Source organism: Arthrobacter sp. ZBG10 (assembly GCF_001238605.1).
GTDB lineage: Bacteria > Actinomycetota > Actinomycetes > Actinomycetales > Micrococcaceae > Arthrobacter.
Window position 1 is genome coordinate 1 of the sequence record NZ_LFQH01000096.1, and the last position, 15,278, is coordinate 15,278.

Sequence of the window (15,278 nt, forward strand, 5' to 3'; positions counted from 1 at the left end):
ACCAGGTCCGCCTCGGCGGCGGTCTCGGACATAAAGAAGTCGCACACCACCAGGAAGTCCAGGCTGCGAAGGCCCGCGATGACGGCGTTTGCATCGGGGGAGGCCACGGCGATGTTGGAGGCGTGGACAAACAGGCAGTGCACCCCGTCCGGCTGGCCCAGGGACTTAAGCAGCTGCACGGCCGGGAGCCCGGGGCCGGGGATGAGGCTCTCCGGCACGCCCCACACCCTGGCCACGTGGGCCCGGGCGGCGGGGTCGGTGATCTTGCGGTAGCCCGGGAGCTGGTCGGCCTTCTGGCCGTGCTCGCGCCCGCCCTGGCCGTTGCCCTGGCCGGTCAGGGTGCCGTAGCCGCTGCGGGCTGAGCCGGGCAGGCCCAGCAGGAGGCTGAGGTTGATGGCGGCCGTGGCGGTATCTGTGCCGTCCACGTGCTGTTCCACGCCGCGGCCGGTGAGGATGTAGGCCCCGCCCCGGGTGGCTCCGGCGGCGAGCCGCCGGGCGGTTTCGCGGATCAGGTCCGCCGGGACCCCGGTGAGGCCCTGGACCCGTTCCGGCCAGAAGGCGCTGACGCTCCGGGCCACGGCGCTGTAGCCGGAGGTACGGTCCGCCACGTAGGTGGTGTCCACCAGTTTTTCGGCAATGACCACGTGGGCGATGCCCAGCAGGAGGACCAGGTCGGTGCCCGGCAGGGGCTGGAGGTGGAGGCCGGCGCCGTCGGCGGTGAAGTCGGCAGTGGCCGAGCGCCGCGGGTCCACCACGATCAGGCCGCCGGCGTCGCGGGCGCCCTTGAGGTGCTGGACGAAGGGCGGCATGGTTTCGGCCACGTTGGAGCCGAGCATCAGGATGGTGGCGGCGGTGTCCAGGGCAACGAGTGGGAACGGCAGGCCGCGGTCCACACCGAAGGCCCGCATCCCGGCGGCTGCTGCGGAGGACATGCAGAACCGGCCGTTGTAGTCGATCCGGGAGGTGCGCAGAGCCAACCGGGCGAACTTGCCCAGCATGTAGGCCTTTTCGTTGGTGAGCCCGCCGCCGCCGAAGACACCCACGGCATCCGCGCCGTAGCGGGCCTGCGTGGCCTGCACGGCATTGGCGGCCAGCTCCAGGGCGTGGTCCCACGTGATGGGGCGGTGGACGCCGTCGGGCCCTTTGAGGAGCGGCTCGGTGACCCGGCCCGGGTGGTTCAGCAGCGAGGCGGAGGTCCAGCCCTTGCGGCACAGGCCGCCCTTGTTGGTGGGGAAGTCGCGGCCGGCCACGTCCAGGACGGGGGCTGCCGACGGTGCGGGAGGAATCAGGGTCACGGGGACCGGCCCCGGCGTTGACGCCGGGGCCGGATCCGCGGGGGAGGTCAGCGTCATGGCGCACTGCAGGGCGCAATAAGGGCAGTGCGTGTCGGCGCTTGTGGTCATGTTAGACGTGTCCCATCGCATTTCGGTTGGCGTTGCGGATGTAGAAGAACCAGCAGACCACCAGCATCAGGACGTAGGCCCCCACGAAACCGTAGAAGGCCGGGGTGTACGAGCCGGTGGCCGTGTTGGAGGCGTTGAGCACCTGCGGAATCACGAACCCGCCGTAGGCGCCGATCGCCGAGATCAGGCCCAGGGCCGAGGACGCCAGCCGCTGGGTTGCCACGGAGTTGGCGCCCTTCCGGGCGGCGCGGCTGGAGATGGCGAAGATGACCGGGATCATTCGGTACGTTGCGCCGTTTCCGAAGCCGCTGGCAGTGAAGAGCATCAGGAACAGGACCAGGAAGAGCCAGAAGTTCTTCAGGGGCAGCGTCCAGATCATGGTCAGGGTGATGACGGCCATGGCGGCGAAGGCCGCGACGGTCATCCGGGCGCCGCCCATGCGGTCAGCCATGCGGCCGCCGTAGGGGCGGGCCAGGGAGCCCACCAGCGGGCCGAGGAAGGCCAGCGACAGGGCCACGGTGCCGATCCCGATGGAGGAGAAGGCCGGGAAGTAGTCCTTGATCAGTTTCGGGAAGACACCGGCGAAGCCGATGAACGAACCGAAGGTGCCGATGTACAGCAACGCCATGATCCACAGGTGCGGTTCCTTCAAGGCTGCCACGGAACCGGCGATGTCGCCCTTGGCGCTGGTGAGGTTGTCCATGTACTTCCAGGCGCCAAACGCGGCGATCAGGATGAAGGGAACCCACATCCAGCCGGCCAGTGGAAGGTTGACGGTGCCCACTGCAAGGAGGGTGATGACGATCGGGACGGCAAGCTGCGCGACGGCGGCGCCCATGTTTCCGCCGGCCGCATTCAGGCCCAGTGCCCAGCCCTTTTCCCGGGCCGGGTAGAAGAAGGTGATGTTGGCCATGGAGCTGGCGAAGTTGCCGCCGCCGAAGCCTGCCAGCGCCGCCACCAGGAGCATCACGCCAAACGGGGTTTCCGGGTTGGAGACGCAGAGCGCCAGTCCCGTCGCTGGGATCAGGAGCAGCAGGGCCGAGACGATGGTCCAGTTGCGGCCGCCGAAGCGCGGAACCATAAACGTGTAAGGGATGCGGAGCGTTGCGCCCACCAGGCTGGGCATGGAGATGAGCCAGAAGATTTCCGAGGTGCTGAACGTGAAGCCTGCGGCCGGCAGCTGGACCACCACGATGGACCACAGCTGCCACACCACAAAGCCAAGGAATTCGGCGAAGATGGACCAGTTCAGGTTGCGGCGGGCGATGGCGCGGCCGCCGGACTCCCATTGTTCCTTGTTCTCGGCATCCCAGTTGGCGATCCAGCGGCCGGGGCGGAATTCAAGGGCGGGAGCGGCGGTGGTGCCGGCAGTGCCGGGCTGTGCGCTGGCGGCTGCGGACCCATTGACCTCGGTGAGATCAAGGGAATTTCCGGTGCCGGCATCAGCGGTGCGATCGACAGTCACGGGTTACCTCCTTCGGGGGATGTTGTTCCTCCAAGGTAGGTAAGGCGCGTTTCGCGGACCGACCCGCTTTGTTAACGCGCTGTGACATTTGCCTATCGGGCCCCCTGGGGCAGCGTTAGGCGAAGGCCGAAGTGCGGGAAATGAGACACATCCCACACGTCCGCATTGTGGACCTTTCGTCCATTGACTGGACTGGGGGAACTAATATTGAACTCTGATTATTTCGAGCCGGGCCAGTCCGATGGTTCCGGCCGCTCCTGATGAAAGCGTTTACTATGTCTTCCACCGATACCTCCACGGTGCCGGGCCAGCCGCAGCCGGTGAATTCCCGTGGCCGCGTGATCGTGGCCAGCCTGATTGGCACCACAGTCGAGTTCTACGACTTCTACGTGTACGCCACCGCCGCGGTGCTCGTTTTCCCGCAGCTGTTCTTCCCCAACCAGAACGAAACCACTCAGCTGCTCAGCTCCTTCGCAGTTTTCGGCGTGGCTTTTGTGGCCCGCCCGCTCGGTTCAATCGTCTTTGGGCACTTCGGTGACAAGTTCGGCCGCAAGGGCACCCTGGTGGCCTCTCTGCTGACCATGGGCATTGCCACGTTCCTGATCGGCTGCCTGCCCACAGCGAAGGTGGAGGGCTGGGAGTTCTGGGCCCCCGCCCTGCTGGTGGTGATGCGCTTTGCGCAGGGCCTTGCCCTCGGCGGCGAATGGAGCGGAGCTGCCCTCCTGGCCACCGAGAACGCCCCGGCCAACAAACGCGCCATCTACGGGACGTTCCCGCAGCTGGGTGCCCCCATCGGGTTCATTATCGCCAACGTCATCTTCCTGGTGGCCAGCTACACTCTGACCCCGCAGGCCTTTATGGACTGGGGCTGGCGTGTGCCGTTCCTGCTCAGCGCCGTGATGGTCATCATCGGCCTGTACGTCCGGCTCAAACTGATCGAAACCCCGGCGTTCACCAAGGTGCTCGAATCCAATGAAGTGGCCAAGCTGCCGCTGGCCCGCGTCTTCAACACCAGCTGGCGTCCGCTGATCCTGGGCACGTTCATCATGCTCGCCACTTACGTGCTCTTCTATCTGATGACCACATTCACCCTGACCTACGGCACCCGCGCCAGCAGCCTGGATGCGGCCAAGGCCGCAGCGGAGAAGGCAGGCAAGCCGATGACCGAGGCCGCGGCCGCAGCCTTTGTTCCCGGCCTGGGGTTCACCCGCAACGACTTCCTCTGGATGCTCATTGCCGGCGTGGTGTTCTTCGGTATCTTCACCCTGGTCTCCGGCCCCCTGGCAGAGAAGTACGGCCGCCGCAAGATGCTGCTGGCCGTTACCGGCGGCATCCTGGTCTTCGGCCTGCTTTTCGTCCCGCTGTTCAGCGGCGGGTTCGTGGGCACCATGGCGCTGCTGGTCATCGGCTTCTCCCTGATGGGCCTCACCTTTGGCCCCATGGGCGCGCTGCTGCCCGAACTGTTCCCCACCAACGTGCGGTACACCGGTTCAGCTGTCAGCTACAACGTCTCCAGCATCCTCGGCGCAGCGGTGGCACCGTTCATCGCCGTGGCACTGTGGGAGCTGGCTGACGGCAGCCCGGTCCTGGTGGGTGTCTACCTCAGCGTGATGGCCGTCCTGACGCTCATCGCCCTGTTTGTGAGCAAGGAAACCCGCGACCTGGACTACGAAAACAACGTGGCCTGACCTGCGCGGCAGCCTGCGGAAATGCCCGGCGCGGTCCTTTGGGACCGGCCGGGCATTTTTATGCCCCGGTGGCGTAACGGGCCACGAAGTTCCGCAGCACCCCCATCGGCTCGGTGACCGTAAACCGGCGGGCGTTGGCCATCAGCTCGCCGGCCGAGTCCGGCGGGAAGTAACCGGCGTTCCGGTAGATGTCGATCCTGGTGACCAGCCCGTCCACGTCGAGCTCGGGATGGAACTGCGTGGCGTAAAGGTTGGTGCGGATCCGGAACATGTGCACAGGACACGTTGCGGAGCTGGCCAGCAGCACTGCGTGCGGCGGCAGGGTGGTGCAGGCCTCCTTGTGCCCGGTGAAGGCCGTGAAGGTCCCGGGCATGCCGGCCAGGAGCGGATCTGCCAGGCCGGCTTCGGTGAGTTTGATCTCCACCCCGCCCAGCGGCTCGCCGTACGTCCTGTCGATGACGGCACCCTGGTGCCGGCCCAGCGTCCCCACCCCGTAGCAGGCGCCCAGGAACGGAAAGTCCCGGGCCACCAGCTCATCCAGGAGTTGCGCCAGTTCGCTTTCCACCCGGTGCTGGACCGCTGACTTCTGCGTGTCCGGATCGCTGGAGGTGAACGGGCTGCCGCCCACGATCACCCCGGAATAGCCGGCCAGGTCCAGCTCCGGCAGGGGAGCGGCTTCCATCCTGACGCGGTGCAGCTGGTGGGGTTCGAGCCCGCCGTACTTCAGGTAGGCGGCGTACTCGTCATCGGCGGCGGCGTCCTCGGCCCGGGACGCGAGCAGCAGGAAGGGCAGCATTGGCTCAGCTGTGGGCGGGCTGCGCCAGGGAGCGGCGGGCCTGCGGACGGGCTGCGGGGTCGGCGTGGCGGTGCAGCAGCTTCCAGTAGCCCTCTTCGCGGCGGAAGATGCTGGTGACGCGGAGCGCGAATTCCTCGGGGGCTGCGGCGCCGTCCAGGCGGGCGCGGAAGTGCTCGGTCTCCACCAGGTAAGCGGTATCCCGCGCCGTGTAGGAGGTGATGGTGTCAAAACCAAGCATCTCGCCGTCCTGGAACTGCCGTGCGGCTTGGTCCAGCCGGGCCTCCACCTGGGCCCAGCCCCTGGCGATGCCGCCGAACGGGTTGGCCAGGGTGACGTCGTCCAGGCGTGAGTACAGCTCCTTCAGCGGGGCAGGATCGCCCTGCGTGATTCCCGGCACCGCCAGGTGGTAGCGGGCAACTTCTTCTTCAAAACTGGGTGCAAGCATGGTGCCTTCCGGGGCCCGTCAGTCTTCGATGGTGGCGATGACGGCGCCGGCGGCAACCGTTTCGCCGGCAGCAGCGGTGAGGCCGGTGATGGTGCCCGCGCGATGGGCAGTGAGGGGCTGCTCCATTTTCATCGCTTCCAGGACAACCACCAGGTCACCTTCGGCAACAACGTCGCCTTCAGCCACTGCCACCTTCACGATGGTCCCCTGCATGGGCGAGGTCAGGGCGTTGCCGCCTGCTGCCACGGCGCCGCCGCCGGAACGGGACCGCTTTTTGGCCTTGGCGGGTTTGGCGGTGCCGCCGCCGGAACCGATGGAACCCAGGGACGCGGGCAGGACCACCTCAAGGCGCTTGCCACCCACCTCAACCACCACGCGCTGCCGTTCGCCGGCGTCGGGCGTTTCCGTCTCCGTGCCGGTGGGGGTCCAGGCGGGAATGTCGTTGACAAACGCCGTTTCGATCCAGCGGGTGTGGACCGTGAACGGACCCTCCGCGGGTGCGAAGTCCGGGTTGGTCACAACGGCAAGGTCGAAGGGGATCACGGTGGGAATGCCTTCCACCACCATCTCGGACAGGGCCCGGCGCGAGCGCTGCAGGGCCTGGGCGCGGGTGGCGCCCGTGACTACGAGCTTGGAGAGCATGGAGTCGAAGTTGCCGCTGATCGCGTCGCCCTGTTCCACGCCGGAATCAACCCTGACACCGGGACCGGTGGGGTTCACCAGGCGGGTGATGGTGCCGGGGGCGGGCATGAAGTTGCGGCCCGGGTCCTCGCCGGTGATCCGGAACTCGATGGAGTGGCCCCGGACCTCGGGGTCGCCGTAGCCGAGTTCCTCGCCACGGGCCAGCCGGAACTGCTCACGGACCAGGTCGATGCCGGTGACTTCCTCGGAAACGCAGTGCTCCACCTGGAGGCGGGTGTTGACCTCCAGGAAGGAGATGGTGCCATCCTGGCCCACCAGGAATTCGCAGGTGCCTGCCCCCAGGTAGCCGGCCTCTTTGAGGATGGCCTTGGACGACTCATAGAGGCGCTGGTTCTGCTCGTCCGTGAGGAACGGCGCGGGGGCCTCTTCCACGAGTTTCTGGTTCCGGCGCTGGAGGGAGCAGTCACGGGTGGAGACCACCACAACGTTGCCGTGGGCATCTGCCAGGCACTGGGTTTCCACGTGCCGGGGTGCGTCCAGGAAACGCTCGATGAAGCATTCGCCGCGGCCGAAGGCGGCGACGGCCTCACGGACTGCGGATTCGAAGAGCTCGGGGATTTCCTCGCGGGTGCGGGCCACCTTGATGCCGCGGCCGCCGCCGCCGAAGGCCGCCTTGATGGCAACGGGCAAACCGAACTTGTCTACGAACGCGAGGATTTCCGCGGCCGATTCCACCGGATCGGCGGTGCCGGGGACCTGCGGGGCGCCGACCTTTTCGGCGATGTGGCGGGCCTGGACCTTGTCGCCGAGGGCCGAAATCGCCTCGGGGGAAGGGCCGATCCAGGTGATGCCGGCCGCAATCACCTGGGCGGCGAAGGCGGCGTTTTCGGCGAGGAAGCCGTAGCCGGGGTGGATGGCGTCGGCACCGGAGGCCTTGGCGGCGTCGATGATCTTGTCCATCACCAGGTAGGACTCGGCGGCGGTGTTCCCGCCGAGTGCGAAGGCCTCGTCAGCAAGGCGGACATGCAGTGCATCACGGTCCGGATCGGCGTAGACGGCCACGGACGCGATGCCCTCATCGCGGGCTGCCCGGATGATGCGGACGGCGATTTCACCGCGGTTGGCGATCAGCACCTTGGTGATGGCTGACGGCGTGGGACCTGCGGACTGCTCGAAATTTGCTGACAAGGCGTCTCCTTCTTTCCTTCAGGGAGCCTAGCGCGGTTTTGGAGGTTCCGCCGATATTACTTGCGGATTCCGCGTGTAAAGTACCCAGCCCTTGTAGGGAAGCTACAAGACTGCCGGAAAACTTCCGGTTCAGGGGGCGGGCCACAGGTCGGTGATCCGCACCTGCGCCTGGGCCAGCAGGCCCCGCAGCGTGGACACGGACAGGCCAACGACGGCGTGCGGGTCGCCGTCAACCTTGCTGATGAAGGCCCCGCCCAGGCCGTCGATGGTGAAGGAACCGGCGCACAGGAGCGGCTCCCCGGTGGCGATGTACGCGTCAATCTCTTCAGGTTCCATGTCCAGGAAGGACACCCCTGCGGAGGCCACCGTCCCCAGGGTGGCCCCCGTCCCGGTCTCTGTGCCGTCGTCGGGATCGGTGTCCCGGCAGTCCACCAGCCAGTGGCCCGTGTGGAGGACGCCGGTGTTTCCGCTCATCCGCAGCATCCGTTCCCGCGCCACCTCGGCCGTGTAGGGCTTGCCGTGCGCCTCGCCGTCGAACTCGAAGACCGAGTCGCAGCCCAGCACCAGGGCCCCGTCGGCCTCCGGGAGCGCTGCCACTGCCTCGGCTTTGGCGCGGGCCAGCAGCAGCGCTGTATCGTGCGGATCCGTGATCCCGTAGCGTGCCTGGACGGCGTCCTCGTCCACATCCGAGACCAGGACGGTGTGCCGGATGCCGGCCTCGGTGAGGAGTTTGGTGCGGGCGGGGGACTGGGAAGCCAGGATCAGACGGGTCACGGATTCAGCCTAGTGGACCGGTTCGGCCGTCCTGGCCGCAGTGTGCTCCAGCTTTTCCAGCTTGGCGCCTTCCACGTCCACGTCCGGCAGGATGCGGTCCAGCCACCGGGGCAGCCACCAGGTCTTTTCACCGAGGAGGTACATGATGGCCGGGACGATGGTCATCCGGACCACAAAGGCATCCAGCAGCACACCGAAGGCCATGGCGAAGCCCAGCGGCCGGACCATTGTCAGGTGGCTGAAGATGAAGCCGGCAAAGACGCTGACCATGATGATGGCTGCAGCGGTCACCACGGCTGCCGCGTGCCGGAAACCGATCCGGACGGCGGCCTTGGCCGGGGCGCCGTGCATGTAGGCCTCCCGCATGCCGGAGGCGATGAACACCTGGTAGTCCATGGCCAGGCCGAACAGGACGCCGATCAGGATGATCGGCAGGAAGCTCAGCACGGCGCCCGGGTTCGCAACGTCGAACACGCCACCCAGCCAGCCCCACTGGTAAACGGCCACCACGGCGCCGAACGCTGCGGCCAGCGACAGCAGGAACCCACCGGTGGCCAGGAGCGGCACCACGATGGAGCGGAACACCAGCAGGAGCAGGACCAGGGAGAGGCCGACGACGATCGCCAGGTAAGGGGGCAGCGCGTCGCCCAGCTTGGTGGAGACGTCCACGTTGCCTGCGGTCTGGCCGGTCAGGCCCATGGCCACCCCGTAGTCGGACTGGATCTCGTCATTCAGGCCGCGGAGTTCAGCCACCACCTGGACGGTGCTGGCGCTGGCCGGGCCTTCCCGGGGGATGACCTGGAAGACGGCGGTGCGGCGGTCCTCGCTCAGCGCGACGGGAACAGCGGCCACAACGTTGTCCACGGCGCGGAGCTTGTCCGCCACGTCGTACTGCAGGGTCTGGGCCTGTGCCTCGTCGAGGTTGGCCGGGAATTCGCCGACGGCCACGATGGGGCCCGTGACGCCTTCGCCGAAGCTGCGGGCGGTCAGGTCGTACGCCTGGTAAGCCTCGGAGTCCACGGGTTCGGAACCGCCGTCGGGCAGGGCCAGCTGAAGCTGCGTGGCGGGCAGGGCGAGGGTGCCCAGGAGGAGCACTCCGGCGACGAGGGCCAGGACGGGATGCTTGGTGACCAGCCCGCCCCAGCCGCGGGTGCTGCGTTCGCGGTCGGTGGCTTCGTCGGCGGCCTCGTGGCCGGGCTCGGCGTTGTGGGCTTCCGCTTTGGCCCAGGCGCGCCGGGAGATGATGCGGCGCCCGATCAGGGACAGCATGGCGGGGGTCAGGGTGATGGCCACCAGCACGGCCACCGCGACGGTGCCGGCTGCTGCCAGGCCCATCACGGTGAGGAACGGAAGGCCGGGAACCACCAGGGCGGCCAGGGCAATGATGACCGTCAGGCCTGCAAAGACCACGGCGTTGCCGGACGTGCCGGTGGCGCGGGCCACCGACTCACCGGGCTCCATGCCGGCCAGAAGCTGGGTACGGTGCCGGTTGACGATGAACAGTGAATAGTCGATGCCCACCGCCAGGCCCAGCATGAGGGCGAGCATGGGTGAGATGGAGCTCATGTCGAACAGGCCCGAGAGGGCGAACGTGATGCCGACGCCAACGCCGACGCCCATGATGGCCATCAGCAGGGGCAGGCCGGCGGCGATCAGGGTGCCCAGCATGATGATCAGCACCAGGGCGGCCACGGCGATGCCGATGATTTCCGCGGCGCCGAAGAGCTCGGAGATGTCCTCGGTGATTTCCTTGCTGGCGTAGGCGGTGACACCGGCCTCCGAGGTTTCGTGGGCGATCTGCTGGACCTCTTCGCGGACGGCGGGGCTCAGGCCGTTGATGGAGGTGTTGAACTGCACCTGGGCCACGGCGGCGCGGCCGTCTTCGGAGACAAAGCGGATGGCTTCGGACGCTTCGGCCTGGCGCTCGCCGAGTGCAAGCTTGGCCTTGCTGGCCTCAAGTTCCTGGGTGCCGGCGTCGAGCTTGGCCTGGCCGTCTGCCAGTGCTGCCTTCTGCTGGCCCAGCCGGGCCTCGATGGTGGCAGCGTCAGCGCCGGCAGCGGTGAGCTGCTGTTCTGCTGCCGCCAGCTGTGCCTGGCCGGCCTGGAGCTCCGTGCGGGAGGCGTCCAGCTGGGCCTGGCCTGCTGCAAGCTGCTGCTCGCCGTCGGCAATGGCCTGCCCTGCCTGGTCCACCTGGGACTGGGTGGCGAACGGGTCCACGGTGCCGCGCACGTCAGGCAGCTCTTGGAGCTTCTTCAGCGCATCGGTGACAGCGGCCCGGCTGTCATCCGTAAAGCCGCCTTCCGGGGCTTCAAAAACGATCGTTGCCGTGCCGCCGGAAGCCGACGGCAGCTCCTTCTGGAGTTTGTCCGCGATGCGCTGGGTTTCAGTGCCGGGGATCTGGAAGTTGTTGGACAGCGTGCCGTGGAAAGCGGCTGCGGAACCGCCCACGGCCAGGAGCACGGCGATCCAGAGCGAGAGGACCAGCCAGCGGCGGCGGTACGAGAATTTGCCGAGGCGGTAGAGAAGCAGTGCCATGGTGGGGACCGATCTGATCAGGAGGAACGGGAAAAGGAGGGGAGGGTGGCAGCCGTCGGTGCGCCGGCGGTGAACCCGGAGTCCAGCAGGGCCATGGAATCAATGAGCAGTTGCCGGAGTTCGGCCAGGGAGGCCGGGGACAGGTCCTGGCCGCGCCGGCTGAACCACGCCTCCATGGCGGCCTTGCCGCAGGAGATCACCGAGCCGGCCAGCGCCCTGATGTACAGCTCGTCCGAGGCTGCCGGGGTGGCTGACAAGCGGTCCCGGGCCACGGCGAACACCTGTTCGCGGCAGTATTCCCAGGCTTCGAGCTCGGTGTGAGCCATCAGCGGGCTGGACTGGGTGAGCGAAAACAGTTCGGCCAGCGGTGCCACCGTCTGCGGATCCGCGAGGGCCATCAGTGCTGCCTGTGCGGATTTGAGGATCGGCTCGTCAGTGGGGCGGAGCTTCAGCTGCGAGATGGCGGACTCCAGGAAGCCATGCGAGATGGCGGCGAGGGCCGCGTCCGTGCTGCTGAAGTAGTTGAAGAAGGTACGCCGTGAAATGCCCGCCGCCGCGGCGATGTCCTCCACGGTGAAGTTGCCGGGGCCGGCGGAACGCAGGAGCCCCAGCGAGGCGTCGATGATGGCCTGGCGCGTGGCGGCCTTGTTCAGCTCGCGCCGGGTTGGGCCGGCCGCTGGTTCAGGCGGAACGGAAGGGATCACGGAATTACACTACGTGCAACTTTGCACTCTGCGCAACTTGCATTCACAGCAGAATGAAAGGTTCCCAACAGGCTCCCCTGAACCCCGCGGCGCAGGCTTGAACTGTCCCGGCAGGGATGGAAGTTCCAGCAGCCGTCAACGGACGGCGGATCCAGGAGACTCTTAAATGTCACGCACAAAGAAATTGACCCTCGGCCTGTCAGCCACGGCGTTGGCCCTTGCGGCCGGCATCGGAGTTGCCGGCATGGCCTCCGCCACCACAACACCCACACCGTCCCCAAGCGCCAGCTCCACCGCTCCTGCTGATGGCGGCACGGGCACCGATTCGGGCGCTCCTGGTGGAATGGGCAGGCATGGCGGTCACGGCGGGCCCGGCGGTGCAGGAGCATCAGCCTCTGCCTTGGCCGAAAAACTCGGCGTGGAGGAAGCCAAGGTCAGCGACGCCCTGCAGGCGTTCCGTGAGGCCAACAAGCCACAGAAGCCGGCTGACGGCACCAAGCCTGCGGAAGGGACCAGTCCCGATGAGTCGGCCCGGGATACTGCCCTGGCGAAATCGCTCGCCGAGGCCCTGGGCATCGACGAAGCCAAGGTCACTGCGGCGCTGTCGGAGCTCCGGACCGCTGCGCAGGCGGACCGGGCAGCGGCGTTGAAGACACGGCTGGACCAGGCCGTCACCGACGGCAAGCTCACCCAGGCCGAAGCGGATGCCGTCACCAAGGCTGTGGAGAGCGGCGTGATTGGCGGCGGCGGACGCTGATGGGCTGAAGGTTCCTTAACGAGGGACGTCCCCGGGATGATTCCCGGGGACGTCCTCGATCAGCACCGCAGTGGCACGCCGGTATCAGGCGCGGGCGTCCTGCAACTCGCGGGGAGTGGTGTCGGTGCTGGTGCCGTCCGTGGCGGCAGTGTCGTCGTCGTTGTTGTCATCGACGAACGGGGTGCCGTTACGCGGGGCGTTGTACAGGGACTCGTCCAGGATTCCCTGCCGCTTGGCCACAATGGTGGGGACCAGGGCCTGGCCCGCCACGTTGACGGCCGTGCGGCCCATGTCCAGGATGGGGTCGATGGCCAGGAGCAGGCCAACGCCTGCCAGCGGCAGGCCCAGGGTGGAGAGGGTCAGCGTGAGCATCACCACGGCGCCGGTGGTGCCGGCAGTGGCGGCGGACCCGAGCACGGAGACCAGTGCGATCAGCAGGTACTGGCTGAAGTCCAGCTGGACCCCGAAGAACTGGGCCACAAAGATGGCGGAGATGGCCGGGTAGATGGCTGCGCAGCCGTCCATCTTGGTGGTGGCGCCCAGCGGGACGGCAAAGGATGCGTAGGCGCGGGGGACACCCAGGCTGCGCTCGGTGACACGCTGCGTGAGCGGCAAGGTACCCACGGAGGACCGGGAAACGAAGGCCAGCTGCACGGCCGGCCAGACGCCGGAGAAGTACTGCTTGATGGACAGCCCGTGGCTGCGGACCAGGATGGGGTAGACCACAAAGAGCACCAGGGCCAGGCCCAGGTAGATGGCCACGGCAAACTTGCCCAGGGAACCGATGGTGTCCCAGCCATATACGGCGACGGCGTTGCCGATCAGGCCCACGGTGCCCAGCGGCGCAATGCGGATGATCCACCAGAGGACTTTCTGGATTACGGCCAGGGCGGAGGCGTTGAGGGCCAGGAACGGCTCGGCGGCCTTGCCGACCTTCAGGGCAGCCACACCGATGGCGATGGCGATCACCAGGATCTGCAGGACGTTGAAGCTCACGGATGTTGTCACCGCGCCGGACTCGGCCACGCTGGAGCTGGCGCCGAGGCCCAGGAAATTTTTGGGGAAGAGACCGGTGAGGAATGCCCACCAGTTACCAACTGATGAAGGAGCCTTGCCCTCGCCGGTGATCCCGGTGTTGGCGCCCGGCTGCAGCAGGACGCCAAGGCCGATGCCGATCAGCACGGCGATCAGGGACGTAATGGCGAACCACAGCAGCGTGTTCCATGCCAGCCGCGCAGCGTTGGAGACCTGGCGGAGGTTGGAGATGGAACTGACAACAGCAGTGAAAATCAGGGGGACAACGGCGGTCTGCAGCAGGGCCACATAGCTGGACCCGATGGTCTGCAGTGTGGCGCCGAGGCCGTTGGGGGCCTCCTTGGTGCTGCCGGTGTACTTGGCCAGCAGGCCGAGGCCCAGGCCAACAATCAGGGCGGCGATGATCTGGAAGCCGAACGATCCAGCCCACTTGGGGAGCTGGAAGCCGGTCTTTCCTGCGGAATCTGAGGGGCGGGTTTGAGTGCTCACTCGAATACGCTAGGCCCGGGTCCACTATCACGGCGAAAGCATGTTGAGAAATGTTACGTGGGTGGAAAGTCGATTTGCGTCGCCAGGGGCCTGGAACCGGCGTCAGTGCCGGGGATTGTGAAGTTATTCCCGTCTGGGGTGTAACAAAGGTCATGCAGCCGCGGGGTTAGTGTTGCCTCCATGTCACAAACCATTGTTGTTGCAGGCGCCACCGGAGACCTCGGCGGACGCATCATCCGCTCCCTGCTGGCCGAAGGCGCGGGCGTCCGCGCGCTGGTCCGGCCAGGTAAGGCAATCCCGGGGGTGCTGCAGGAGGCAGGCGTCAGCGTGGTGCAGGTGGATTATCTTGATGCATCAACGTTGAAGGATGCGCTCGCGGGCGCTGACGCAGTGGTCTCGGCGCTCAGCGGGCTGGCCCCGGTGATGCTGGAGACCCAGACCCGGCTGCTGATGGCGGCCGTGGCCGCGGGCGTCCCGCGGTTCATTCCCTCCGACTATGCGGTGGACTTCACCACCATCAAGGAAGGGTCCAACCGCAACCTGCAGTGGCGGCGCGAATTCCGGAAGATTGTGGATGCGGCACCCATCCGGGCCACATCTGTGCTCAGCGGGGCTTTCGCCGACATGCTGACGGGGGTGGCGCCGCTGATCCTGTTCCGGCAAAAGCGCGTCCTCTTCTGGCGCGACGCGGACCAGCCGATGGCGTTCACCACCATGGACGATGTTGCCGGCTACACCGCCAAAGCGGCACTCGACCCGGAGGCGCCGCGGTTCCTGCGCATCGCCGGGGACACGGTCTCATCGCGGGAGCTGGCAGCGATCATGACGGACATCAGCGGCACGCAGTACAGGACGCTGTATGCCGGCAGCATCGGATCCCTGCGCCTGATGGCGCGGGTTGGCCGGATGCTGGCCAAACCTTCGACTGACCTTTACCCTGCCTGGCAGGGCATGCAGTACTTCGGCAACATGTTCAGCGGTGACGGGGCCTTCCACACCCTGGACAACGACCGTTACGGTTCCCGGCAGTGGACCTCCGCGCGGGAGGTACTCCGCGCCCGCTGACCAAGTCTTGCCTTGCTCTGCCTTACGAAGCCTGTTCAGGCCACCTGACCGGCGCTTCGACGCCGCTGGAATCTTCGCCGGGCGAGCTGGCGGAGCGTGCGGGTGTTGGGTTCCGGTGCCTCGGGTCCGGGTCCGGGTCTGGCGGCCCGGCTTGCCGGCTGGGGCGGGCGCTGTGGTTTTCTGCTGCTGCTGATTGATGTGCCTGGTGGTGGGGGTGCGGTGGAGTGGTAGGTGTGGCCGGTGGGGGTGGTGAGTTGGGTGTGGTGCCTGGGTCGGCCTTGGGGTGGGGGTG

The 15,278-nt window shown here is 67.1% G+C and carries 12 protein-coding genes; 3 read left to right on the forward strand and 9 right to left on the reverse strand.

Going from position 1 to position 15,278, the window contains the following annotated elements; translation table 11 throughout:
• Positions 1–1,403: molybdopterin oxidoreductase family protein (locus ACU18_RS17995; RefSeq protein WP_157407829.1), on the reverse strand; the 1,403-nt coding region annotated here is incomplete at its 3' end.
• 1 nt (position 1,404) lies between these two features.
• Entirely contained in the window at positions 1,405–2,868 is a 1,464-nt protein-coding gene (locus tag ACU18_RS18000) for an MFS transporter (protein ID WP_050687850.1), read from the reverse strand.
• A 275-nt stretch (positions 2,869–3,143) separates the two neighbouring features.
• Between ACU18_RS18000 and ACU18_RS18005 the strand changes: the two genes are divergently transcribed.
• Complete coding sequence (locus ACU18_RS18005) at positions 3,144–4,556, forward strand: MFS transporter (RefSeq protein ID WP_050687851.1); 1,413 nt, start codon at positions 3,144–3,146, stop codon at positions 4,554–4,556.
• A 58-nt stretch (positions 4,557–4,614) separates the two neighbouring features.
• Here ACU18_RS18005 and ACU18_RS18010 read toward each other — a convergent pair whose 3' ends face one another.
• From ACU18_RS18010 to ACU18_RS18035, 6 genes are all read right to left on the reverse strand, one after another.
• On the reverse strand, positions 4,615–5,352 hold the full coding sequence (locus ACU18_RS18010; RefSeq protein ID WP_050687852.1) for a glutamine amidotransferase: 738 nt from the start codon (positions 5,350–5,352) through the stop codon (positions 4,615–4,617).
• Between the two features lie 4 nt (positions 5,353–5,356).
• Positions 5,357–5,797: a YybH family protein gene (locus ACU18_RS18015; RefSeq protein WP_050687853.1), complete on the reverse strand. Its 441-nt coding sequence runs from the start codon at positions 5,795–5,797 to the stop codon at positions 5,357–5,359.
• Positions 5,798–5,815: 18 nt separating this feature from the next.
• A complete protein-coding gene (locus ACU18_RS18020) occupies positions 5,816–7,627 on the reverse strand; it encodes an acetyl/propionyl/methylcrotonyl-CoA carboxylase subunit alpha (protein ID WP_050687854.1) in 1,812 nt (603 codons plus the stop codon).
• A gap of 129 nt (positions 7,628–7,756) precedes the next feature.
• Positions 7,757–8,401, reverse strand: coding sequence for a Maf family protein (locus ACU18_RS18025; RefSeq protein ID WP_050687855.1), 645 nt, complete (start codon positions 8,399–8,401; stop codon positions 7,757–7,759).
• A gap of 9 nt (positions 8,402–8,410) precedes the next feature.
• On the reverse strand, positions 8,411–10,936 hold the full coding sequence (locus tag ACU18_RS18030) for an MMPL family transporter (protein WP_050687856.1): 2,526 nt from the start codon (positions 10,934–10,936) through the stop codon (positions 8,411–8,413).
• A gap of 17 nt (positions 10,937–10,953) precedes the next feature.
• The gene (locus ACU18_RS18035; protein WP_050687860.1) at positions 10,954–11,637 is read right to left on the reverse strand and encodes a TetR/AcrR family transcriptional regulator; all 684 of its coding nucleotides are present in this window, start codon (positions 11,635–11,637) and stop codon (positions 10,954–10,956) included.
• A 169-nt stretch (positions 11,638–11,806) separates the two neighbouring features.
• On the opposite strand from ACU18_RS18035, the gene ACU18_RS18040 reads away from it, so the two are divergent.
• Positions 11,807–12,397, forward strand: a complete 591-nt coding sequence (locus ACU18_RS18040; RefSeq protein WP_050687857.1) for a hypothetical protein — start codon at positions 11,807–11,809, stop codon at positions 12,395–12,397.
• 84 nt (positions 12,398–12,481) lie between these two features.
• Here ACU18_RS18040 and ACU18_RS18045 read toward each other — a convergent pair whose 3' ends face one another.
• Positions 12,482–13,921, reverse strand: a complete 1,440-nt coding sequence (locus ACU18_RS18045; protein WP_050687858.1) for a dicarboxylate/amino acid:cation symporter — start codon at positions 13,919–13,921, stop codon at positions 12,482–12,484.
• 180 nt (positions 13,922–14,101) lie between these two features.
• Here ACU18_RS18045 and ACU18_RS18050 point away from each other — a divergent pair, with 180 nt between their 5' ends.
• Positions 14,102–14,986, forward strand: a complete 885-nt coding sequence (locus ACU18_RS18050; RefSeq protein ID WP_050687859.1) for an aromatic alcohol reductase — start codon at positions 14,102–14,104, stop codon at positions 14,984–14,986.
• The last annotated feature ends 292 nt before the right edge of the window (positions 14,987–15,278 follow it).